Genomic DNA, 23486 nt, shown 5'->3' with positions numbered 1-23486 from the left:
CATGAGACTTAGATACATTTTGCCTGCGTTGTTGATTGGTGCCGGCTCCGCGCTTGCTCAGGAAACTCCGATTGTTCATGACGGCGAGTTCGAATTCCTTCGCGCGCAGTTTGGTGAGGCATGGGATGCGCAAGACGTTGAAGTCGACGCCAAGCTGACCGAAATTCGTGCGGCCAATGGCGGCAAGCCTCCTAATTTCCTCTACATCTTGATCGATGATGTAAGCTTTGGTCAGATGGGTGACCGCAAGATGAATTACGTCATGGGGATCGAGACACCCAGCATCAATCAGTTGGCTACCGAAGGCATGTCGCTGATGCGCATGTATACCGAACCCTCTTGTACTCCCACACGTACCGCCATGCTGACAGGGCGCCACCCAATACGCGCCGGTGTCGAAGAGGTCAAAGTGGCTTTGGTCGGAGAAGGTCTTCCGACCAGCGAAGTGACATTGCCGGAGATACTGAAACAAGTCGGCTACAATACGGCGCATATCGGCAAATGGCACCAAGGTGACATTGAGCAATCGTACCCACACAATCAGGGATTCGACTGGGCCGCATTTCCACTACACCAGCAAGTGCAGCTGAGCCTCATGATCCCCGAGGCAATGAGGTCCAACGCCATGCTCGGCTACGTGCCCGAGGGGCAGAACAATCAGTTCCTGCTGGATGAGCGCTTCAAGCCATATGGTCTTGTCACCGGTGTCGAGGCCGAAGCCGGTGGGCCCGCCCTGGAAGTAGACATGTCAGCCGGTGAGGTTTGGACGCAGGCCAAATATGAAGAGATGAACGAACGATATCAACGGCAGGCGCTGGAGCAACTCGAACGTGTAGCCTCCGAGGATGCGCCGTTCTTCTTGCAATACTGGCCGCTGTACCCGTTGAACTTCGTCTATCCGGATCAGGCAATTTCACGAAATGGCGGGTTTCATGCGGACAAGCTGCAACTGCTTGATGGATGGATCGGAGATCTCTTGGCCAAGCTTGAAGAAACCGGCACGGCGGACAACACAATTGTTGTTCTGATGGCAGATAATGGTCTGATGTATCACTATGAAGGCTCATCCGGCCTGAACCAACTAATCTATCGCGGAGGCAAAACTCAGCATCTTGAAGGCGGAGTAAGAACCGATGCGTTCATTCGCTGGCCCGGTGTGATCGAACCCAACACTGCAGCTGGCGACATCGTTCATGTTTCAGATATCTTCACCACAATGGCGCGAATTGCCGGAGCCACCGCCTTTATCCCAAGGGACCGTGTGATAGACGGCATTGACCAGACGGCGTTACTGTTGAACGGCGAGGGGAACGGTCGGCGCGACTATGTCTATGTCTACGAAGGTCCTGTCTTGCGCTCGGTCGTTAAACAAGAATTCAAGATGCACCTTCCTGCCCCTGGTCAACCCGGCGCGGCTGCTCCAACCTATAACATCTATCGGGACCCTCGTGAGGAACACCCGTTGGTTGGCTACTCGCTTTGGGCCGGTGCATCTTTTCAGGATATGATAAAGCGCCACCAGAAAATGATCGCCAAATATCCACATTCAGAGATCGGCAAAGGTACCCCTTATGAGGGCATCGAAAACCTGCGTCCGGAAACTGAACTGACCCGTGATGTATTCATGAGCTGGCAGTGACGTCGCAAATTTAAGTAAATATTTGAATATAACGATGTTACAAATGGTTAACGCATCTAAGATCAAACACCGAAGCTCGGCTTCAAACCTGGGGGAGACGGAATGAAACTACAATGGCTTCTGGTTTTTTGTGCAGGCGTTACGGCACCACCCTTGCAAGCGCAGGAAGGCCCAATCCAACACGATGCTGAGTTTTATGTTTTGCAGGCACAACACGCGGATAAATGGGTGCAAGATGACATCGCTGTTGATGAGGCTCTGGCGGCTTTTCGAGATAGGAACAAGGGGCAACCCCCAAACATAGTCAGTGTCTTGATCGATGATCTTGGCTTCGGAGATATGGGAATACCCGAGTTGAATGCCGTCCGGGGCTATGAGACGCCCAACATCAATGATTTCTCTGATGAAGCGATGCGTATGGTTCGGATGTATACCGAACCGTCCTGCACCCCGACCCGCGTTGCCCAAATGACCGGGCGGCTACCCGTCCGTATGGGAATGGGCAACACACAGGTTGATATCGCCGGGGAAGGTCTTCCAGGGGAAGAGGTTACACTGGCGGAAGTACTAAAACAGGCTGGATACTCTACCAGCCACGTTGGCAAATGGCACATGGGGGATATTTCAGAAAGCTGGGCGATGAAACAGGGGTTCGATTATGCCCAGCATGCAATCCACCAACAGGGGCAACTAACGATCTTCCATGATGACGCGATCAAGGAACAGGTTTCGGTGGCTATTCGGGACTACGATGATAAGTACACCATCGACCAGTGGTTCCGTCCTGATGCCTCGGCCATGATGACCGTTATTGAAGGCGAAGCTGGCGGCCCGATCCGCGAAATCCGAATGGAACCTGGCGAGCGCTGGAACGCCGCAAAGTATGACGAGATGAACCAAGCCTTCCAGGACAAGACCATGGACGAATTGGAGCGTTTGGCTGGCGATGAAGAACCATTCTTCCTGCAATACTGGCCCATGATCCCGCTGGACAACACACGAACCGGCAGAACGGGCCCCAAAAGCGCTAACGGCGGACTTTATGTCGACAAGATGCAGTTGCTGGATCAATGGCTTGGTGATCTGTTCACCAGAATTGACGAACTCGGCTTAGCTGAGAATACAATCGTTATAGTAATGGGCGACAACGGTCATTTCACCAAATACTCACCGCAATCAGGGTTCACTCCGATGATCTTTCGTGGCGGCAAAGCCGACACCACCGAGGGCGGTGTGCGGGTTGATGCATTTATCCGGTGGCCCGGCATGATCACAGCAGATGGCCTTCTCAACAGCATCATCCACATCTCCGATCTCTATACAACAATGGCTCGCTTCGCCGGTGCAGATCAGTTTGTCCCACGCGATCGCTTAATTGACGGCGTGGATCAATCTGCTGCATTGCTTTTCGACGACGAAGCAAAATCGCGCCGCGACCACGTGATCATCTATTCAGACAAGAAACCCGAAGCCGTCGTCAAAGATCAACTCAAACTCATCTTGCCGCCACCTGGCAAGAATCCCATCGCCGCCAAATTCTTTGACCTATATCGCGACACTCGTGAAGAATTTTCAGTCTCAACCGAGGTTGGCGCTTGGGGTGGACAGGAGTTTGTGCGAATTCTGGGCCGACACATGGCCCGTAAAGAGAAATATCCAGATAGTCCGCCGGCCTATGGCGTGCCCTATGAAGGGATTGAAAACACGCGCCCAGAATCGCGACAAGCGGTTGAGGCGTTCCTGATCAAACGCCAAGCCCCGCAGCAATAACACCGATAACGGCAGCGACGCACCAAAGCCTTTAGGATCATCACATGATTGGACTACTTTTCTTTGCACTGGGTTTGATCACATCCCTTGGGATCGGCTTTGTCTATTTCAGAGACCTTGGCGACGTCTCTCAAATGCTGCTGAAGGTAAAGCGCGAGAATATGGTGCGCTTTATCCGCAATGAATATCGCCTGATCGGTATCGGACTTGGCGGGTTTGCAGCGGCAACACTTGCGCATTTCCTTTTGGGCGGTGGCCCTTTCTGGCTTTGGCTCATAGCGGCTGTGCTTACTCTTCTTCTTTATGGGTTTCCCTACGTTTGGGTGCATTTGGGTCTAAGGAACCAGCTCAATGACGCACAGTACTTTCCAATTGAAGAAGCCCGCAAATATGTCGGACCAACTGCGCCCGTCATAGTCATCGAAAACAACGGCCAAGCCCGCGCGCACCCGGATGCGCAGATTATGCGCCCTCATCTGGCCGGGAATGTAGATGGCTTGGGTGGTGAAGACGTGGTCATGACCTATTGCGCTATGGCCAATCTGGGTCAGGGTTACATTCCGCGAATAGAAGGACGACGGTTGAATCTCGAGGTTTTGGCCCAGCATGGCAATAACCTAATCCTGCGCGATAACGACACGGGCGAGCCGATCCAGCACATCTATGGTTTCCGCGAGGCGGACCGCGACCCTAACTCCGACGGTCCTGCCTGCCCTCTTCGACCCGAAGCGCAAATGGAGCCCTGGCCAACCTTTCGAATGACGTTCCGCGGGTTTCAGAAGGCCTATCCTGACGGTGAGGTATTTCTGAACAAGCCATCCCCGAACCCATTTTTGCGCCTGCTGGATATGATGACCGAGATCACGTTTGGCTGGGGCATCGGACGCCAGCATCAGGAAGACGCGCCCGTGATGGACAACATGGATCGTTCAGACGATCGGTTACCAAATAAAACCTACGTTTGGGGAATTACGATCGGTAAGGATGCGGTTTGCTGGACTGATGATTTCATCGTCGAGAACGAGTGGATCGTGAATGCCAATGTCGGCGGACGAGATGTCGTGGTCAGCTTGGATCCAAAGTATGAAAGCCTAGGCGTTTGGTACAACGACTTTGGTCAACCTGTGAGCCAATGCGATTTTTGGGGCCATTCAGATCAGGGTCAGCTAAAACGTGTCGAAACCCTGCGCGCAGGCACATTCTGGCATGTCTGGTCCGAGTTCTTCCCGAACACAGATATTAATCGTGTCGGCAGCGGTTCGATGGCAACCGAAGGAGCTGTAGAATGAGGCCCATAGCCAAACAACCACAAACCAAAGACCATTTATTCAAACTTGATTGTTTGACGGGAGGGACAGAATGATTTCGTCAATTTGGGTGAAAAGCTACGCTTGCGGAGTAGCTTTTTTTGCGTCTGTGGCCACAGCGGCTTCGGCACAACAATCAGATTGGTCATATGAGGCCACAATCTACCTGTTCATGCCGGAAACAGAGACTACATTGGACACACCTTTGGGCACTCTGGACGGTACGCTCAGCTTTTCGGATGCGTTGGAAAACCTCGATTTTGCCTTTATGAGTGCGTTCTCGGCCACCAACGGACGTTGGCTGATACTTGCAGATTACAACTACACAGACTTATCTTTCAGTAACAGCGCTCCTGGACCTGTCGGCTCGGGTCTGGAGACATCATTTACCACACAATACCTGAGTGGCTATGTTGGCTACAGAGTGTATGAAGCGCCAACTATCACCGTTGACGTCGCCGGGGGTTTCCGGTGGTTCAGCACCGAAACGGAATTTACCCTTCTACCCGGCGCGGCACCGGGGCGCACAACAACGGCAGACGATAGCTGGACCGACCCTGTCATCGGCGCCAGAGCACGGGTACAGTTCTCGGATAAGTGGTCGGGCTCCGGTTTTGTCGACTACGGAGGCTTCCGCAGCGACAGTGAAACCTGGCAGATTCTGCTGACGGCAGATTACGCAATCAACGACAGGTGGCTGATCCGCGGTGGTTATCGCTATATCTCATTCGATCATGAAATCGACGGCAACGATTTTACATTTGATCAGTCGGGGCCTGTGCTAGGCGCGACTTATCGGTTCTAAAATTCTTTGTTGGCGAACCCGAGACAAGGTTGTGATGTTACGAACGTCGTTTGATTGGCGCGATTCAATTGAAAAAAGGTTTAGAGAATCAAATTCGCATGTGCCCTCAGATTTGCTTTCGTGCCTGGCCCCAGATCTTGACCTCCGGCATCGATAGCTGGCTGGAGTTTGTTGTAGCCTTCGAAACCTAGCAATGAATGAGACAAGTCTGAGGTAGCGATGCCACTTTCGACCGCGGAGTGAGAATTCACCTAGGCTAGCTTTCGCAATCGCAGCGAATGTCTGAAATGCGGGTTGCTAACGCAATATTTCAAAGGGCTGAGGGATGTCGGCTAAGGGCCGTTCAAATCGATGGCGAGTGGTTCTTGAGCCGATATGCTGCGCTGCACCCAAGGTCTTGAAAGAGCCCATAGCGTGAATACGATTTTCATGCTGCGCGTGCTCGCAACGCCAATTTCATTCCGTCGTCTTTGTGTCCCATGCTGGGCATCCAGCATTCGACTTGGAGCACCTGCCACAAAACGACTCAGCGGATCACGTGGACAGAACAATTGGCGTGGTGAACGACCCGGTTCGCAGTCGACCCAATAAAAATGTTCTCGATCCCCGGCTTGTGTGAGGCCAGCACGATGCAATCGATGCCATTTTCATTTGCGAAATCAACGATCGCTCGGCCAGCGCTCCCCGAGATAAGCCGCGGTTTCGCACCCGGTAGCTCTGCAGCGTTCCGATGTAAGCCCTCCTGAAGCTCTTTTCGCGTGTTTGCCAGAACTTCCTCGGGTATCTGGGATGCCACATATGCAGGGATCGGCTCCTGCACATGGAGCACTGTGAATTCCGCATCGGCATTCGCTAGCAAACGAGCAGCTTCAAAAGAGGCCTGTGTATCGTGATCTTTGTCCAGCGCGACTGGAATCAGAATGTTCTTATACATGTTAGTGACCTTCGATTGCTCCAGCTACGATCATTCCGGCCTCCGCGGTGATACGGCACTCTAAACCGGTTCGGATTTCGAAGACTTACCCGCTTTCTTTGCTGTGCTTGCAACATCATCTATTGTTTTTCCACAGCTTCGGCTTCGGTTTCCGCTGCAAATGCTGCACATCGGGCAACTGTTTCGAACCATTCCTGAGCGTCAGCCACGAGGCGTTCGGCTGAATGCTTTTGCCACTCTGCTATCGATTGCAGTGCTTTCGCCGGATCAGTCGGGTCTGCAGCAGACGCCGAGCGCGCAGCTTCTAGCGCGGTTCGAACAGCCTCGTGACGCCTCTCAAACCAATGTTGAGCAAAGGCCTCTGCCTCTTTCAGTGATTTCTCCTGCGTGTCCCAGAATTGCTCAAGCTGAGCGCCTAAAAACGGATTGGCCGTAGTAGTCGGTTGCATCTGCTTGAAAACATCAACAAGTGGGTTGGAGTAACTTGATTTTGGCTTCTCTTCAGGCATCGGAGATTCCTCCTCATCTTCCCAATGCTGAATGTTACCAATTCCCGTAGAAAATAACCTTAATGTAGATCAACCGGCGTCAACAAACGTGGGCGGTGGTGCTCTACAATCTAATGGCAGCATTTGTACCAACCTACTCGATTTGAATAGACTCCAGATAATAGATCACATTTGCCAACGGCACACCTGCGAACATCGGCTGGCCGTCAGGCATGGTCAGCGCAACTTTTTGGTCCGAATCCAAAGCTGGTCCAAAAATGGGCATTTCTCCGCCATGCGCGAGCAATGGTGCGCGACCATCAATTTGACGCGCCACCGCCTCAATCGGAAAAACGCCGTCGTTTTGGGCCGCAAGCCTGGTCAGATCAGGTGTCCTTATTGCCAGCATCTCCGCCATTGGACCATCGCCAGTGGCCTCAAATCCATGGCACTGCCAGCAATAGGTTCTGTAGAGATTGTGCCCGTTTTGAAGATCAATATCCTGCGCCAGTGCAGCACTTGCAGCAAATATTGACAAAAGAAGTCCGCAATAAACTGGCATCTGTTCCTCCTCGAACGTCAGCATTTCGCGTTTAGACTACGCGGTATTGAGCGAACGCTTCATTGATCTCGCTCATATTCAGCCTTTGAGTACCAGCTGGGAAAAACTGCGACGAAAGTAAGTACACTGCAGTCGGTTCCGCTTGGCTGGTCGGTTCTTGGCGACCAATGACATAGATCAATTCAAAAAGGTACATTACATAGTAAAGCATGAATGTTTCAGCGGGATTGCCGTTCATCGCCTGCATCCAAATCAAACATGGTGATAAGCGGAATTGCAAAAGCGTGGAAATTCCACCGCAAGGGCTCGGAATGAATGGTGGCGAGCCCCTCGTTAGTGACTGGTGTACTTAACCGCGCTGTAGCTTCGGTACACAGGCGTTTGTTCATTGAGGAGTGAAGCCAATGCATACGGCTGATCCACCGACACCTAAACTCCGACGCGCGCTTACTGCCCCGTTGCTTACGCTTTACGGGCTCGGTGTCACCGTTGGTGCGGGAATCTATGTGCTTGTCGGTGCTACCGCCGAGGTCGCTGGTCCTTACGCCGCTGTTTCGTTTCTCATTGCAGCGCTCGTCGTTTCGTTGACGGCTTTGTCGTACGCCGAACTCGCGACACGTTATCCCGTAAGCGCGGGAGAAGCGGCATACGTCGAAGCGGGGTTTCAAAGAAACTGGATTGCCGTGTTGGTGGGTCTCGCCGTCGCTGCTTCGGGAGTGATATCGGCTTCGGCTGTTGCGATCGGAGCGGCCTCTTATCTTCACACCCTGACCAACCTTGGCACCACGTTGCTTACGATCGGCATCGTGTCGGTTATGGGACTGATTGCACTCTGGGGCATTGCGCAATCAGTATTTGTGGCGGCAGTGATCACGATCATCGAGATTTCGGGGCTTCTGTTTGTGATTGGCTGGGGCATGTCCGTGCAGGATCCGCAAGGCTATGCGTTCAGCGAGACGATTCCAGGCTTTGAGATCAACGCTTGGCGGGGCATTTTCGCGGCGTCGCTTCTGGCTTTCTTTGCCTTTGTTGGATTCGAGGACATGGCAAACGTCGCCGAAGAAGTAAAAGACCCAGTTCGCACAATTCCTAAGGCAATTCTGCTGACGCTCGTTCTGGCGACGGGTCTGTATCTGGCGACCTCAATTACGGTCCTGCTTGTTGTTCCTATCGATACCTTGTCGACTTCGACTGCCCCGCTTGCTTTGGTTTTTTCAAATGCACCCGAAGTAATCAAACAGGGGTTTGCCGCAGTCGCAGTCGTTGCAACAGTCAATGGCGTCCTGATCCAGATGATCATGGCGTCGCGGGTAATCTACGGCCTTGCCGACCGGGATCATCTGCCAAAAATACTGGCGAGTGTCCCGCAGGTAACCCAGACACCAGTCGTCGCAACCCTGCTGGTTGTGGCGCTAATCCTTCTACTGACCCAAACACTGCCGATCGGCACCCTAGCAGAACGCACATCTCAGATCGTCTTGGGGGTGTTTGTGCTAGTCAATTTCTCGCTGATCTTTTTGAAGTTGAAACCGGATTCAACCCGACAACATTTCCACGTACCTCTTGTCGTGCCAATCCTTGGTGTGCTGACCAGCACCCTGCTTTTCGGCGCCGGGTTTCTTTGAGAGGAAATCCGACGGCGTTAGGTCGCCAGAACGGGATCCGAATGACGTATGAACACTGATCGACCTACACTTGGAAGGCGGCTATCTGAATGGTGGCACCGGACATTCGTTGATCTGGTCGCGCAACTACAGTGGTCCTACATGCCACCGTTGATGGTGTACTTCGCGGCCGGAGTTTCGGGACTGACATCCGTCGTTGGCGCGTTTTTCCTCAAGGACTATCTGAATCTATCTGCTGCTTTCGTGGCGGGGTTGGCATTTTGGGCCGGGCTGCCCTGGATTTTGAAAATGCCGCTTGGGCATCTGGTGGATCTGTTCTGGCGTTGGAAATCGCTGCTGATATTGGTTGGCGCGTCTCTTATCACGGCCTCGTTGCTTATCATGTATGGACTTGTGACCGCGCCTGCCCAGATGGCCGGGGCCATGCTGCCTGAGCATTGGTATGTCGTTGCCTTGATCCTGGCACCTTCTGGTTATGCCATTCAGGACGTCGTGGCAGATGCCATGACGGTCGAAGCGGTACCACAAACCAACCAAGACGGGTACGCGTTTACGCATGAAGAAGTTCGTGCCCGCCACACTACCATGCAGACCCTGGGCAGGATTGCGATCATATCCGGGTTTGCGGGAGTCGCAGCGGTTAACATCTGGATTTTTTCGGGCGCGGAGGATCTGGATAAAAGCGATCGTTTGGTTCTTTATGGTCAGGTCTATCTCGTCGCTCTGGTTGTCCCCTTTCTGTCGATCAGCGGAGTGGTGCTTCATGCTCTGATACAGCGTCGCCTCGTTAGTCTTGGGCACCTTCCACACAAACCGGATCAAGCCACCGAAGTAAGGTGGCCAATACTGCTGGGAGGTCTCGCGTTTGTTGTACTCAGCGTTGTGTTGGGAACCGCAAATTTCGCCTTTGCGCAAGAAACTGTTTTTGCGGTTTCGCTCACGGTCATTCTCTATCTCATGTCACGGCTGCTAAGGGAACTGGAGTCGAAACAGGCCAAGGTTCTGATCGGGACGGCGACAATCATTTTCGTTTTTCGCGCGGTCCCGTTGCCTGGTCCGGGATTGACCTGGTTCGAAATCGACGAGCTTGGGTTCGACGAACAGTTTCTGGCAATTCTGGCGCTCCTGACCTCACTACTAGCGCTGCTTGGCCTGATCATCCTCAGGCCGTTTATGGCCAGTCGTTCCATCGCGCAGGTGGTGGTACTGCTCACCATTGCCGCCGGAGTGCTGGCCCTGCCTAACCTTGCTTTGTACTACGGAGTGCATGAATGGACGGCCGCGCACACAGGCGGGGTTGTGGATGCAAGGTTCATCGCCATACTCGACACAGCCGTCGAGTCACCGCTGGGTCAGATCGCGATGGTCCCGATGCTGGCCTGGATCGCACGCAACGCCCCGACACATCTCAAGGCGACCTTTTTTGCTGTCATGGCGTCTTTCACCAACATGGCATTGTCGGCAAGTAGCTTGGGCACGAAATACCTAAACCAGGTATTTGTCGTGACTCGTGTCGTGACCGAACCCAGAACGGGTTCAGTTGCATCCATCGCTGACTATAGCCACTTGGGGAATTTGCTGATTACCGTGGGCCTGATCTCTGTCATAGTCCCACTGATTATGGTTTTTCTTGTGCAAAATTCACCATATCGGACAGGCGAATGAATACGCGGATCAATCGCTTTCATTGAGAAGTGTCTTGAGGTGCGACACCGGAACGCCAATATTTGAACCACCAAACTCGGGTAAGATCGCGGCGTTGATCGCAACCACCTTACCGTTTCGGTTCAACGCAGGTCCCCCGCTTCCTCCAGTTGTGGTCTCTGCATCATAAACAATGGCGCCGGGACTGGTCTGGGCTACGATTCCCCGGCTGGCCAGGGGCCGGATTTTATTTTGTTCCGAAAGATGGGTCGCAATTGTCCAGAAACCCACGGCGCCTTTATTCTCTAGCGTTTTCAGAAAGCCCGGACCGGCCTGCGCGATAAGAGCCTTCAGGCCGGTTGGATATCCAAGCAGGAAAACTTCCTCTCCCGCTCGCGGTGGCTCATCTGCAAGTAACAGCCCAAGACCCCGAACGCGTGTGGCGTCGATAGAGAGAAGCGCCAGATCTGCGGTTTCGCTTGCTTTATGCAAGACAGCCTTAATTGGCACAGTTTGATCAGGCAAATAGACCAGCAAACTCAGCATCTCGGCCTCCAGCGCTGCGGCCTGAAGGGCTTGTGCACGGTCGCCAGTGGTCCAGGGCAAGGCAACATGACGGTTGGTCACCAACAGAGGCGGGTCCTGTAGAAGAAACCCGGTTCCGGTAAACTGAAACTCAGCAGGCTCGCCCATCGCATCTGGTTCGAGCCACGGTTGTCCAAATGGCGTTTGCAGATTCTCTCCATCGGGGCCAACCACATGCCTCAGCAATTTCCCGCTTTTGATCTGCCGCAATCCATAGGCGCCCTGGACGAACGCGACGGAACGCGTAGAGGCTGTGATAATCCGCGTTGATGCGCCTGCGCGTTCCTCCAGCGTGCCAAGACGCTGCTCAGTGGACAGCACCTGACTTTCGAAAGCATCTTTGAGTGCACCCAAATCCTTTGGCGTCAACGAGTCTTCCCGGGTCTGTGCCAGCATAACGGCAACCGCTTCGATCTTACGGGATTCTCGTTCCAGGCTGTCCGCCAGCTTCCTGTCGTTCTGAAACAGTAAATACCCAAATACGGCGATCAGAAGGATTGCGCCAATAACGGTGATCCTGAAGAGAATTGTGGTTTGTGATGCTAGCCGACGCCCACTGTCGCGCAGTGCACCGGAAATTTTTCTTGGAAAGGGTCGACGGCTTGTTCTCGCATATGCGTACGCGTCGCTTAGGATATCCTCGACCGTGTGATGTGCAGGGAATGAGTGGTCGCACACCCTGTAGCGGGACATCGGGCCTTTTTCGCCGAATTCGATCATGTCGCCGTGCCTGAGGTCAACCGAAGCGACCTTGTGACCATTGACCCAGATATTCCGATCAGACAACGCGTTTAACGTGTAACCGTCATTTGACCACTGAAGAGTCGCAATGTCTTCGTCATAAGCTGGCACATCTTCTTTCGGTCTCAGCCTCAAGGTACGGTCCGGACTAACCGAGGCTGACACAGCGTTGTCGGCAAGCCAGACTACAGTCCCACGAGACGGGCCGGTCAAGCTCTCCAGGAATGCACGGACATTACCTGTATCAACTCCTGTGTCGCCTTGGTCCGGTGTCCGCATGGCCCATCTCTGTTTAATAGCGCTATACCCACTCTATCATGGGCAACCTCGAAACTTCCACGTTTGGCAATAAAGCACACAATCAGAGTATGCCCGGGCGCGGTTCTCCGGCGGTTAATTGTTACCGTCGAGTTAATTGCAAATAGGTGATGCTATCAGGAGAGGTCCAATGACCGACCGGCCTTCTATACATGTTGACCCGATCATGGTGAACGTGCGTGATCTTCTTCTGGCCACGTAGTGTCAATTGATGGTCCTTGATTTGGATGTTTTGCTGGGTCTGTTTGCCTTCAAGCATCTGAACCTCCTCCTTTAGTGCTATACCGGCGAGGCAGTATTATGCCAAAATACGGGCGCGGCCATTGATCTTACGCAAGCGGGTGTTCTGTCAGCCGCCTAGTTTTGCTCAGGTGCAAAAACTTATTTAGGTCTCTTGCGCAACCGAGCGTCTAAAAAGCAGCAGACTTGTTGCCAGAAGGATCGCGCCCAAGCACGCCATCCATACGAACTCTGCCCAGACCGTCTCGATCCCGGCACCTTTGAAAATGATGGACTGACTGGCTGACATGTAGTGGCGGGATGGGAGGATAGATGTTCCGATCTGAAGCCAGCCGGGCTGCCCTTCGATTGGCGTCTCTCCTCCTGACAGCATCAACATTGGAAGCACAGTCAGCATAACCAAAAGTGCGAATTGAGCCATTGAGCGCGCAATCGTCGCAAGAAACACCCCAAGCGCCGTCGCCGTGAAGAGAAAGAGAGCTGTGCCAATTAAAAACAACACCTTCGATCCCGCGATGCTGATCCCCAGGAAGTCTTGCATAACAAAGGTCAGCGATAGGGCGGTCGCTACCAGAACCACCGCAGCGTTTGCCCAGATCTTGGCGACCGCAATGTCAAATGGGGTAAGCGGCATCGCGAGCAGGTGTTCGATTGTTCCATGCTCGCGCTCACGGATCATGGCAGCACCGGTAAGGATTGTGGTCAGCCACATAATCTGGCCGATCAACGCGACGATACCTGCGAAACGAACAGTGTCGCGATTTGGATTAAATGCGCTGCGCACAATGATATCGATGGGCGGCGGGTCTAACAATTCTGCTCCGATGGCAAAGCGCCGGATCTCGGCGCTCAAGATATTGATGATGTAGTTCGCTCCAATTCCGGCCTGCTCCATCGCTGTCGCATCGATCAAAACCTGAATTTCAGGCGCGCGCCCGGCTCGAACATCTTTCTCGAACCCTGGGGGTACTGCGACTACAAACAGGAAATGCCCTGCATCCATCTTTTCGGCCCCGGTACCCGGTGCGATCTGGACAACGGGTTGGAATTCAGGCGGAAAAAACGCTGAGGCAAGCGAGCGTGAAAGAGGCGAGCCATCCTCGCCGGCAAATGCAATGGATGCATTGTTGACCGAGTTTGAAACGCCCGTTGCCTCCATTACGGGCGCCAGCGTGAATGACCAGACAAGCAGCGCCATCATCACCCAGTCGCGCCGAAGGCTCATCATTTCTTTCAAACCAAGCCAGAATATGCGGGACAATCGTTGCATTCACTTCTCCTGCGCTCGGAGTAACAGTGCAGCGATCAAGGTTAGCGCGGGCCCGAAACAGGCAAGGGCTAAAAGGTCGGGGGCAAGTGCATCCCAGCTAAGACCTTTGGTGAACGCGCCGACGTTTAGATGCAGGAAATAGGATGAAGGCCAAAGCGATCCAATCGTCTGGGCGCCGCCTTCCAACGTCGAGATCGGTTGTAGCAGCCCGGAGAATTGAATGGTCGGCACCACCGACGCGATAGCGGTGGCAAAAGTTGCGGCCACCTGGCTCGACGTTATGGTCGCAATAAGCAATCCATAAGATGTGGTTGCCCAAACATATAGGAAAGCACCAATTGCAAGGGGCACCGGGTTTCCTTTTAGGGGCACGCCAAAAATGAAGATCGTCATCGCCGCCAAAAGTAGGAAATTGACGAACGCTATCACAATGTAGGGGATCTGTTTGCCAACCAGAAATTCGAGCCGCGTCGTTGGCGTTGCGTAGAAATTGGTGATCGTGCCCAACTCTTTCTCCCGCGCGACACTAACAGCCATCAAAACGGCCGGCAGCATTATCAACAGGATCGCAGGCATGGCAGGGGCCATTGCAGCGATACTTTCAAAGCTTTGATTGTATCGGAAGCGCGGTTCGATGCGGGCGATTTCGACCGACTGCTCACCACTTTGGCGGGCCAGTACTTCCAGAAACGTACTGTGAAGCCCGGCCACATAGCCCTCTATTGTCTCACCCTTGAACGGTATCGCACCGTCCACAATTGCCAAGACTTCAGTTGGCTCGCCGGCGCGCAGCTTGCGACCAAAATCGGGTGGGAGTTCGACAACCAGCGAGATGTCTCCTTTGGCCAACCGCTCGCGGCCGTCTTCAAAACTGGCCAGTGGCACCGTGGGGTTGAAATAGCGCGAACCAGAAATCTCGGCGATATAGGTACGGCTCTCAGGCGATTGAGACAGGTCGAGCACCGCGAAATCCAGGTCTTCTATGTCCAGAGTGATCCCATAGCAAAAGACCAACATCAGGATCACCGAGCCAAGGAAAGCAAAAGCCAAACGGACGCGATCGCGCAGAACCTCGGTTGTTTCGCGCCGTGCATAGGCCAGTATGCGCCCGATACTTCCGACAGCGCCCGGGTTGACAGCATCAACCGAAACATTGGGTGCTGCTACCGGCGCGGGCGGCTCGACGGCCTCCAGGACAGCGATGAACGCACCTTCCAGACTGTCCGACTGCGCCGTTGCGATCAACTCATCTGGTGTACCTTCAGCTAATACCCGGCCTGCATGCATGAAAGAAACGCGATCACAGCGCTCCGCTTCGGTCATGAAATGTGTCGAGACGAAAATCGTTACATCATCGTCTCGCGACAGCTCGATTAACAGCGCCCAAAAGGAGTCGCGCGCCTCGGGGTCCACGCCCGAGGTTGGCTCATCCAGGATCAACACCCGAGGCCCGTGGATCACGGCGACGGCAAGGGAAAGACGCTGCTTGATACCCAGCGGAAGCGCCGACGCCAGCGTGCCCATATGTGCCTTCAGGCCGAAACGTTCGGCCAATTCATCAATGCGTTCCACACGATCCTTGATCGCAAAGATGCGGGCGTGCAACTGGAGGTTTTGTTGAACGGTCAGCTCGCCATAAAGCGAGAATGCCTGGCTCATATACCCGATCTCGCGGCGCATCCTTAGATCGCGCGCATCCACCGGTCTGCCGAACAGCAGCGCCTCTCCCTCACTTGCTGGCAGAAGACCTGTCAGCATTTTCATGGTGGTTGACTTGCCGCAGCCGTTTGATCCGAGGAAGCCAAAGATTTCGCCTCGGTGGATCGAGAATTCGACGTTGTCGACGGCAGTAAAATCGCCAAAGCGCCGGGTCAACCCACGCGCCGTGATCACCGGGTCTGCACCTTGATGATGCATGGGTACCTTGTTCGGCACAAACCGGGGTTCTCCTCGCGCCTGTAGCTGCCTGTAAGATGTTTCAAGATCCCGGGCTTTACCCTTCAGCTTGGCAGGGGGGCCGTGAAATATCGCCCGACCGGCATCCATCGCTACGATAAAATCGAATTGTTCGGCTTCCTCCATATAGGCTGTTGAAACCAGTATGGAGAGACCGGGCGTTTCTTCTCGGACCGCGTCTATCAGCGCCCAGAATTGGCGCCGCGACAGGGGATCAATTCCGGTCGTCGGTTCGTCCAGTACCAGAAACTTAGGGTCGTGGATCAGCGCACAACACAGTCCAAGTTTCTGCTTCATTCCGCCCGAAAGTTTGCCCATAAGCCGGTCCGAAAAGGGCGCAAGTCCGGTCGCTGACAGCAAGGCCGCGATCCTGATTTCACGTTCCTGTTGCCCTTGTCCGAAAAGACGTGAAAAGAACTCGAGATTCTCACGCACAGACAGTTCCGCGTATAAGTTGCGGCCCAATCCCTGCGGCATAAATGCGATCGCCGGGCACACGCGGTGACGGTGCGCGCGGTCACCTATCGATCCCCCGAGAACATCAATTTCCCCGGACTGAAGTTGCTTTGCGCCGGTAATCAATCCCAGCAGCGTAGACTTGCCAACCCCGTCCGGCCCGATCAATCCGATAAGCTGACCAGTTGGCAGAACCAGCGAAAGGTTATCCAACGCAACATTCTGTCGGTACGTGTGTGTGACACCGTTGATGCAGAAACCCGATGAGCCCCCCTCGGCGCTCATTCGAACAGCTCGGGTGGAATTCGTCTATCCAGATCGTCTGGCCACGCGCCATCGGAAGTAAGTCGGATCACTGCAATACCGCGAAGGCCGGTCTTCACATGCTCAATCCGCGCCGTAACCAAATCCCTGGGAATACGAACCCGAACGCGAAACACCAGCTGCTCCCGTTCGCTCAAAGTTTCTACCTGCTTGGGAGTGAATTGAGCTTCGGGAGAGACGAAGGTTACGGTTGCCGGGATGGCAAATTCCGGCAACGCATCAAGCACGATGCGCGCCTCGGCACCGATGGGCAAAAGCCCCGCTTCGCGTGCAGGCAGGAAGACCTCCATATAGACGTTTTCCAAACTGAGTAACGTCAAGATCGGTTCGCCCGCTCCAACGACCTCGCCGGGCTCGGCCAGTCGATACAGAATACGCCCCGGCATGGGAGCGATGAGGGAACCATCCTCTATTTGTGCCGCAATCCGGCGCACCTCGGCCTCTGCGGCGGCAATCTGGCTATCCGCCGTTGCAACCCGGGCCTTGGCCGCGCCCAGCACGGCATCCGCAACCTGAAACGCGGTTTCACGATCCTCAAAGACAGTCATCGAGATATTCTGACCGGCCAGCAACGCCTTGGCCCGGTCAAGCTCCTGCGAAGCGCGACGCTGCTGGCTTTCTCGCTGGATGACCACGGCTTCGGCTTCGGCCTTGGTTTGGCGCGCCAGCGCAACCTGGGCACTGGCACGGTCAAGGGCTGCAGATAATTCATCTGTATCCATTTCAACCAGCAGTTCACCCGAAGCAACCAGGCTGCCCTCTGCTGCCATGACCCGAGCAACGCGCCCGGCAAAGGTTGGAGCGATTTCTACTTGTTCAGCCTCGATCCGCCCATTGCCCTGTACAAACCCAGCTGGCAATTCATCACTGTCTTCTGCGACGAAAAAGTAGACAGCTGCACCTGCAAGTAGGAGCGCTATGGCGATCAGAATTGCGCGTACGTTCTTTTTCATGGCCCCGCGCACATTAGTTAATTTTCTATTTTAATTTAGCTCGCTCTCGAATTGATGCCTTGAGTTGGATCAAACAGGTTCTATCTGATGATTGTCCAAGTGCTCATCGGGTACGAAATTGAGGCACAGGTCTGGTTGTTGGCCCACATCCACAGCCCAATGAGGCTTTCGGAGTGTAACTCTCTATGACGGCTGCGCCGAATTGGTCGCAATGATGCGCAAGGGCAAGCATCCCGTAGTCGAAATAAATGCCCAGTTGTCCATCTGTCGTGTCAAAGCTCTTACGAGTCACGCTTCCAACGTGCAGATAAAACCAACACTGCGTCAGCGTTGCTGGCTGTCGTTCCTACTTCGGCAACATGAAGAACTCTTCAAGTACAATTTTCCCGTCTGCTACCGAATAAACTGCGATCTCGCTCAAGGTCATGTGTTGCCCTGTAGCCTTCTGCGTTACGTTGACCTTATATCGTACACCGAAGCGGTTTGGGGGATGAACATAGGGGCCATCCACGTCGAATTCGACGATTTCATGAGCTGCCAGCCAATCCTCTCTTTTTCCTTTGATAGCATCCCGGCCCTTGGTGATGCGAAACTGTCGAACCGGAGGCACAACCGCCTCAATAGATTGAGCGTTTTCTGCATACATTTCACCAACGTTTGCAAGACCTCTGCGATCACGCATTGCCTGAACGAATGTTCGTCCAATCTCGACTAATTCTTCCATAATAGCCCCCCAATTTCAGCCTCAACTGTATCACATCTTACCTTTGCCAATCTTGACAGGGATCAATAAAATTAGATGTTCGCGAAGGATTCAGATCAGGATCGAGAGGACGACTTGCACAGTGGAAATGAGCGGTCCAATTCCCGGCGCCGTCTTCAGCCAGTGCGCTATTAGACAACGCCTTCAGAACCATCTGTTTCCGTTCATTCCGCTCCGGTGGGTGCTTAAATCGAAGAAGCAGATCTTACCGTTTGGATCCGCCAAGATAAGCAAACCAATAGGCCAAGGCAACTCCTCCCGCCCCGCCGACAATGTTACCCAGAGTGACCCATAGCAGATTGGCCGCCGCTGCGAAAACCGGCACTGTTGCTCCCGCTGCCCAGCCCTGCGGGAAGAAATACATGTTCGCAATCGAATGCTCGAGCCCCAGCAGCACAAATGCAGAGACGGGCCACAAGACCGCTAAAATTTTTCCGGCGACGCTCCGGGCGGCGAAGGACAGCCATACGGCAAGGCAGACCAGCCCGTTGCACAATGCGCCGCGGGCGAAAGCCTCCATCGGTTCCAACCCCGCTTTGGCATTGGCTACCCATATAGCAGTGCTACCCATCGGCCCCTCGAGCAAGCCGGTCAGGGCGAAGGCCAATGCAAGCCCAACGGCACCCACGAAGTTACCAACGTAGACGATGCCCCAGCTTCGGAACAGCAGCCGCAGCGGTATCTTGCGATCGACCGCTGCTATCACCATCAGAACATTGCCGGTGAACAGTTCTGCACCACCTGCGATCACCAGGATAAGGCCCAGAGAAAACACTGCTCCTCCCAGAACGCGGATCGGCCCCGAAGCGCTGTCTGCCCCCGTGACCGCCATCGTATAGGCCGCTGCGCTAAACCCTATGAATGCTCCAGCCAGCATCGCAAGAACGAACATGGGTGCTAGTGGCAGCTTTGCCTTTGCGACCCCGGCAGTCTCAACTAACGTTGCAATTTCAGCGGGTTTATGAGCATCGAACAGGGCCGGGGGGTTCATGTGGCGCTCCAGAGTTGGCACGAGTTTACGTAGCAGGTAGTTTAAGCCTGTCTTCTGACCTTGAACTAACGCGCAAATAAAACCGGAAGCCTATCTGTTCCCTCTGAGTTCGGATAGTTCCACCTAACACAGTTTGGCGCGCGGTCATGGCCATAGGTACCCATGAGGTCTACTTCAGCTTCCGCTTTCGCGAGATCTCAACGCAGAACTTTTCGATCCTCATCGTTTAGCGCCGATTGGGGCCAAGTTTGAAATTCAGGCAACGGTTAAAACAGCACAAGTGGCATTCCGACTGATGCCTAGAGAGGTGCTCCCTTGAATTAGGCTACTAATGCTTCCCAATCCACGGCGGCCCGTCACAATCAGGTCAGCTTTGCATTGCTCGGCACATGCGATGATCTGGTCTACGGGATCACCGCGTTGGGTATACGTTTGCGAAACCGTCTGATTGTACTCTTCGGCGATCTCTCTACCAGAGGAAATAATCTTGTTTGCTGCCTGCTGCACCTCTTCGTCTGAAGGCATTGTCGTGACGGCGTGATAGCCAGCCAATGCGCCCATTGCGAACGCCACGGTTTGGGGTTGAGGTGTATGAACAAGGTGAATTTGGGAGCCATATTTGCTTGAAATATCACAGGCAACGCGCAGAGCTGCTTCTGACGCCTCAGATCCATCCAAGCCAACTACGATCTTTTTGAACATGTTGCACTCCCTCCTTAGTGAGGGGTTAGTATGGGCGAGCTTGCAGTAGTTAACTTTGACTCAAATCAACACATTTCACTGCAGGTTCGAGCGTAGTCGTCCGTCTATTTCCAGAAGATATACGGTAACTGAACCAATTTTGAAAAATGTTAGGAGTTGCAAACGGGTCATCTCAAAAGGGTAACAGCGCATAATTATTGCGAAAAACCTCGCGCAGACGCTACATTTTTTCAAAGGGTATCAAGTTAAGCCCAATGATAAAGATCAAGGGAAATGGCGAAAAGAATTGCTATTAGGGACGTGCGTTTCAGTTCGTTTGGCAAGGTTGGCAGATTGCCCACGACATGAGATTCAATCTTATTTCTGGGGAATACAACGATGCCTTCCTCTCCGCCTTGGGTTCGCCCAGTTACGATAGCCGCAGTACTCTTTGGTCTCCTGACCATTTTCTCAGGAGGAACAGCCCTGTTTGGGGGTGCTGCTGCCAGAGCTGCAGTCGGAGATGCAGTGACATTCGTGCTATGGTACAATTTTCTGGCTGGATTTATCTATTTGCTAGGCGCTTTCGCGCTCTATAAATCCACAATCTGGGCACAACGAATTGCCTGGTTGCTTGGCTTATCTACACTATTGGTGTTCGTTGTTCTGATACTAGTGGCACTTAGTGGAACGCCGTTTGAATGGCGAACGGTCGGTGCAATGACCATACGCAGTGCATTCTGGTTAACTGTAGCTTTCGCGCTTTCCAAAACCGCATAAGCCAGCCAATGGGTGCCTCACCCGCGCCCAAATAACTTGGCAAGACAGGCACTTTTGATTGGGATCAAGGGCCGAAACGAGCAGTTTCGACATAGTTGGTGCGTTTTTCGAACCGATTTGCAGGAGGATCGGAATGACTGTGCTGATTGCCTACGGTACCGTAGAAAGCCAAACGACTAAGATTGCACATTTATCAACGATGTAGCCAGAGAAGTCGGCTACGAAACGAAGCTGATCAACGCCGACGGTCACCCCCGCTGTCTGTCTCAGTGGCAGCTTGAATAGCACCTTGATCGACAGGCAGAATTGGATCGCCGCATTCGAAAAGACCGGCTGTGACCAGGCCGACCTTCGTGCGCCGCGAGCCAGGTCATGTCCTTGTCCAGCCAGACAAGAAGTGAGCCGCGCTCCTTAAGCGCAGCATTGTAGTCGGACCAATTCGTGACGCGTTACGGGCGGAAGATGGCTTACTCATCCACACCGTTTAACCTTATGGATTCGCGTTGTGAATCCCTCGCTGCGAGAGATATGCAACAACGCCCGTGTTCGTGAGAACATAGCGGTCTAACTATCAGAAGGTAATTTAAGATGAGATTGATACTCGCTATTTTGCTTCCGTTTGTGGTGTTCTTCACGATCCAACGCCCTTTTCAGGCCTTTTTCTGCCTGCTCTGCGTATTCCCAGTGAATTGCCGCGCGAATCCCAATAAAGTTGCCGCCCAATCTTGTTGACAACGTGCATCCAGACCGATGGCCTCTAATCGCCGTGCCACAGGCTGCTTGGCAGTAAGGCCACACGGCAGACCTTCGCCGCGCTTGCATCAACAAGCCCTACAAACGGCGGCAATGCACTTGAAGCAGACCCTTAATCCAAGATGCAGTGTTATGGAGCTTTGGACAGTGGCTATACGGACAAAGCTGCCATCGGGAAATAAAACCAAAATGGCAGCATTTTCTTATATGGCGGTCAATGCCCCCCCCCCAGTTTGTCCACTCATACGCAACAACATTAACCGAACGTGAACAATGTATTCTCAGAGTGTTCAACCGTTATCGTTCATACTTCCTCACTCAGGGCCGATCAATGCGTGCCCGGATGCACTGAAGGGGAACAGCATGATCAATACTGCCAATGAGGGTGCGCCTAGCATTCCTACAGCAATGCAATCCTCGCGCACCGTCTCAGGCGGTGAATTGTCAAGCATCACGAATTCGAGCAACGGTCGCTTCCCTCCTATCGAAAATGCACTGTCTGAACTATTCAACAAAGAGCGGCTAAAAGAGGCGAAACGAGGCGTCTGATCTCTCAACAGAACGTCTGCGTATATCCCAAGTCACGTGGTGTTGTCTGGGATGTAGTGAAACCCGCTCCGGATCGGAGCGGGTTTTTTTATTTGTGATGTTGTTATGCCTGCTGGCTCGGGTCTATTTGACCTGGTGATTGATTGGACAATCAGCAATCAGCTATCAAGACCAAGCAGAGTTTTTACGGCAGCTTCGACCTCATCCGTCACAGGCTTGTTGGCGGCAGCCTCCAACGCTTCACGCTCGGTCTGCGGTTGATTTTCTACAGCCTCAGTCAGCGCATCGACTTCTGCCACCGTATCGTTGTAGTCGACCGCAGCCTGCCGTTCGGCGCCTAGGTCTTCGGCCGTATCGAGGGCTACCTGAAGTTCGTCATTGGCGTCCTTAAGCTCTGCTTCTATATCCGGATCTGTGCCCCCGGCATCGGCAAGAGCGTCCTCAAGCTCGTTCACGCGATCCTGCTTCTCCTGAACATCTGTCAGAGCCGCATCAAGGTCCTCTTCGATCTCAGAGACCGGGCGGTCCGGCGGGGTCATGCCATCCAGCTGTGCCTGTGTTTCCGCAAGCTCCTCGCGCAATTCATCTCCGGCCAGAACTGCGTCACGAAATGCGGCGATGCGGCCCACACGGGAATTAGGAGAGGCGTTCTTGAGAGCATTCTCATTAGCGTTGGCGGCGTTCAGAGCGCCTAGTTCAGATGGGTGCACGCCCAGCAGATCCGCCATCTTGTACCCTTTCGGTTTCGGGGCGGGGCGAATTGCTTTGGTCACCTGATCCACTGGTTGACTTTTGCGTACGGTCTTTACGGCTGCGGTTTTGGCTTTGGCCTTTTTGCCCCCAAACAGGTCTTTCAAGGAAAACTTGTTTTTTCCCGATGACTTTGACTTACCAGCGTTGGAAGATTTCCGGTTAGATTTTCCGGCCGCTTTATCACTATCGCTAATGGACGCACCAGATCCGCCATTACCGTTTCCACCACCATTGCCGTTTCCACCGCCATTGCCATTGCCATTGCCGCCGCCGTTTCCGTTACCGCCGCCGTTGCCTCCTTTGGCATAAGCAGCATCAGGAAACGCGACAGCTCCGACAATCGCGGTCGAGCCCAGCAGGGCGATGGCAATAGCAGAGGCTTTTAGCAAGTTGATCGGTTTGGTGTTCATAATGGTCCTCGTTCATCAGGTGCGATTCTCGTCTGTCACGGTAATCAGCGGCGAGCAGACGCAAAAACTGGGTGCCGAAAACAGAATCCGACACCCCTGATCTAAACCCATCATCGTTGAACCCACGCGTAACTGGCTGTTCACCGTAGGTTCACATAGAAATCGGTAGATTGAGCCGGCGTTTTCGCA

The 23486-nt window shown here is 53.6% G+C and carries 19 protein-coding genes and 1 pseudogene; 6 read left to right on the top strand and 14 right to left on the bottom strand.

What is annotated here, in order from left to right:
- The first annotated feature begins 1 nt into the window (after nucleotide 1).
- The 4 genes from AC2FJW_RS05040 (at nucleotide 2) to AC2FJW_RS05025 (ending at nucleotide 5521) form a co-directional block, all read left to right on the top strand.
- A complete protein-coding gene (locus AC2FJW_RS05040; RefSeq protein ID WP_142639693.1) occupies nucleotides 2-1639 on the top strand; it encodes a sulfatase-like hydrolase/transferase in 1638 nt (545 codons plus the stop codon).
- Nucleotides 1640-1741: 102 nt separating this feature from the next.
- Nucleotides 1742-3409, top strand: a complete 1668-nt coding sequence (locus AC2FJW_RS05035; RefSeq protein ID WP_496749398.1) for a sulfatase-like hydrolase/transferase — start codon at nucleotides 1742-1744, stop codon at nucleotides 3407-3409.
- A 44-nt stretch (nucleotides 3410-3453) separates the two neighbouring features.
- Nucleotides 3454-4698, top strand: coding sequence for a DUF3179 domain-containing (seleno)protein (locus tag AC2FJW_RS05030; protein ID WP_496698881.1), 1245 nt, complete (start codon nucleotides 3454-3456; stop codon nucleotides 4696-4698).
- Between the two features lie 70 nt (nucleotides 4699-4768).
- Nucleotides 4769-5521, top strand: coding sequence for an outer membrane protein (locus AC2FJW_RS05025; RefSeq protein WP_496698882.1), 753 nt, complete (start codon nucleotides 4769-4771; stop codon nucleotides 5519-5521).
- A gap of 526 nt (nucleotides 5522-6047) precedes the next feature.
- On the opposite strand, the gene AC2FJW_RS05020 is transcribed toward AC2FJW_RS05025, so the two are convergent.
- From AC2FJW_RS05020 to AC2FJW_RS05005, 4 genes are all read right to left on the bottom strand, one after another.
- Nucleotides 6048-6455: a universal stress protein gene (locus tag AC2FJW_RS05020; protein WP_496749397.1), complete on the bottom strand. Its 408-nt coding sequence runs from the start codon at nucleotides 6453-6455 to the stop codon at nucleotides 6048-6050.
- Between the two features lie 119 nt (nucleotides 6456-6574).
- The gene (locus AC2FJW_RS05015; protein ID WP_496749396.1) at nucleotides 6575-6964 is read right to left on the bottom strand and encodes a phasin family protein; all 390 of its coding nucleotides are present in this window, start codon (nucleotides 6962-6964) and stop codon (nucleotides 6575-6577) included.
- Between the two features lie 133 nt (nucleotides 6965-7097).
- Nucleotides 7098-7529, bottom strand: a complete 432-nt coding sequence (locus AC2FJW_RS05010; RefSeq protein ID WP_496749395.1) for a c-type cytochrome — start codon at nucleotides 7527-7529, stop codon at nucleotides 7098-7100.
- Between the two features lie 7 nt (nucleotides 7530-7536).
- Complete coding sequence (locus AC2FJW_RS05005) at nucleotides 7537-7752, bottom strand: hypothetical protein (RefSeq protein ID WP_142636020.1); 216 nt, start codon at nucleotides 7750-7752, stop codon at nucleotides 7537-7539.
- Between the two features lie 157 nt (nucleotides 7753-7909).
- Here AC2FJW_RS05005 and AC2FJW_RS05000 point away from each other — a divergent pair, with 157 nt between their 5' ends.
- Both AC2FJW_RS05000 and AC2FJW_RS04995 read left to right on the top strand, forming a co-directional pair.
- Nucleotides 7910-9130, top strand: a complete 1221-nt coding sequence (locus AC2FJW_RS05000) for an APC family permease (RefSeq protein ID WP_281973017.1) — start codon at nucleotides 7910-7912, stop codon at nucleotides 9128-9130.
- Between the two features lie 48 nt (nucleotides 9131-9178).
- A complete protein-coding gene (locus AC2FJW_RS04995; protein ID WP_496749394.1) occupies nucleotides 9179-10795 on the top strand; it encodes an MFS transporter in 1617 nt (538 codons plus the stop codon).
- Nucleotides 10796-10804: 9 nt separating this feature from the next.
- On the opposite strand, the gene AC2FJW_RS04990 is transcribed toward AC2FJW_RS04995, so the two are convergent.
- The 10 genes and pseudogenes from AC2FJW_RS04990 to AC2FJW_RS04945 form a co-directional block, all read right to left on the bottom strand.
- A complete protein-coding gene (locus AC2FJW_RS04990) occupies nucleotides 10805-12379 on the bottom strand; it encodes a trypsin-like peptidase domain-containing protein (RefSeq protein ID WP_496749393.1) in 1575 nt (524 codons plus the stop codon).
- Between the two features lie 424 nt (nucleotides 12380-12803).
- Nucleotides 12804-13928 carry an ABC transporter permease gene (locus AC2FJW_RS04985; protein ID WP_496749392.1) on the bottom strand — a complete coding sequence of 375 codons (1125 nt, stop codon included), beginning with the start codon at nucleotides 13926-13928 and terminating at the stop codon, nucleotides 12804-12806.
- Nucleotides 13929-16625 carry a ribosome-associated ATPase/putative transporter RbbA gene (gene rbbA, locus AC2FJW_RS04980; protein ID WP_496749391.1) on the bottom strand — a complete coding sequence of 899 codons (2697 nt, stop codon included), beginning with the start codon at nucleotides 16623-16625 and terminating at the stop codon, nucleotides 13929-13931.
- A complete protein-coding gene (locus AC2FJW_RS04975; protein WP_496714446.1) occupies nucleotides 16622-17617 on the bottom strand; it encodes an HlyD family secretion protein in 996 nt (331 codons plus the stop codon). Before AC2FJW_RS04975 ends, rbbA begins: the two co-directional genes overlap by 4 nt.
- Nucleotides 17618-17963: 346 nt before the next feature.
- Nucleotides 17964-18341, bottom strand: coding sequence for a nuclear transport factor 2 family protein (locus AC2FJW_RS04970; RefSeq protein WP_142636034.1), 378 nt, complete (start codon nucleotides 18339-18341; stop codon nucleotides 17964-17966).
- Nucleotides 18342-18585: 244 nt separating this feature from the next.
- Entirely contained in the window at nucleotides 18586-19371 is a 786-nt protein-coding gene (locus AC2FJW_RS04965; RefSeq protein WP_496749390.1) for a formate/nitrite transporter family protein, read from the bottom strand.
- A gap of 255 nt (nucleotides 19372-19626) precedes the next feature.
- A complete protein-coding gene (locus tag AC2FJW_RS04960; RefSeq protein WP_496691984.1) occupies nucleotides 19627-20073 on the bottom strand; it encodes a universal stress protein in 447 nt (148 codons plus the stop codon).
- A gap of 996 nt (nucleotides 20074-21069) precedes the next feature.
- Nucleotides 21070-21307: pseudogene (locus AC2FJW_RS04955) on the bottom strand (transposase); the annotation flags it as partial.
- Nucleotides 21308-21899: 592 nt separating this feature from the next.
- Entirely contained in the window at nucleotides 21900-22037 is a 138-nt protein-coding gene (locus AC2FJW_RS04950) for a hypothetical protein (protein ID WP_496691982.1), read from the bottom strand.
- Nucleotides 22038-22292: 255 nt separating this feature from the next.
- Complete coding sequence (locus tag AC2FJW_RS04945; protein WP_496749389.1) at nucleotides 22293-23297, bottom strand: hypothetical protein; 1005 nt, start codon at nucleotides 23295-23297, stop codon at nucleotides 22293-22295.
- Nucleotides 23298-23486: the final 189 nt, after the last annotated feature.

It is taken from the genome of Ruegeria sp. CDSA020, assembly GCF_059612345.1.
Note: the sequence above shows the minus strand (reverse complement) of the source record. Positions and strands in the feature narration are given on the sequence as shown.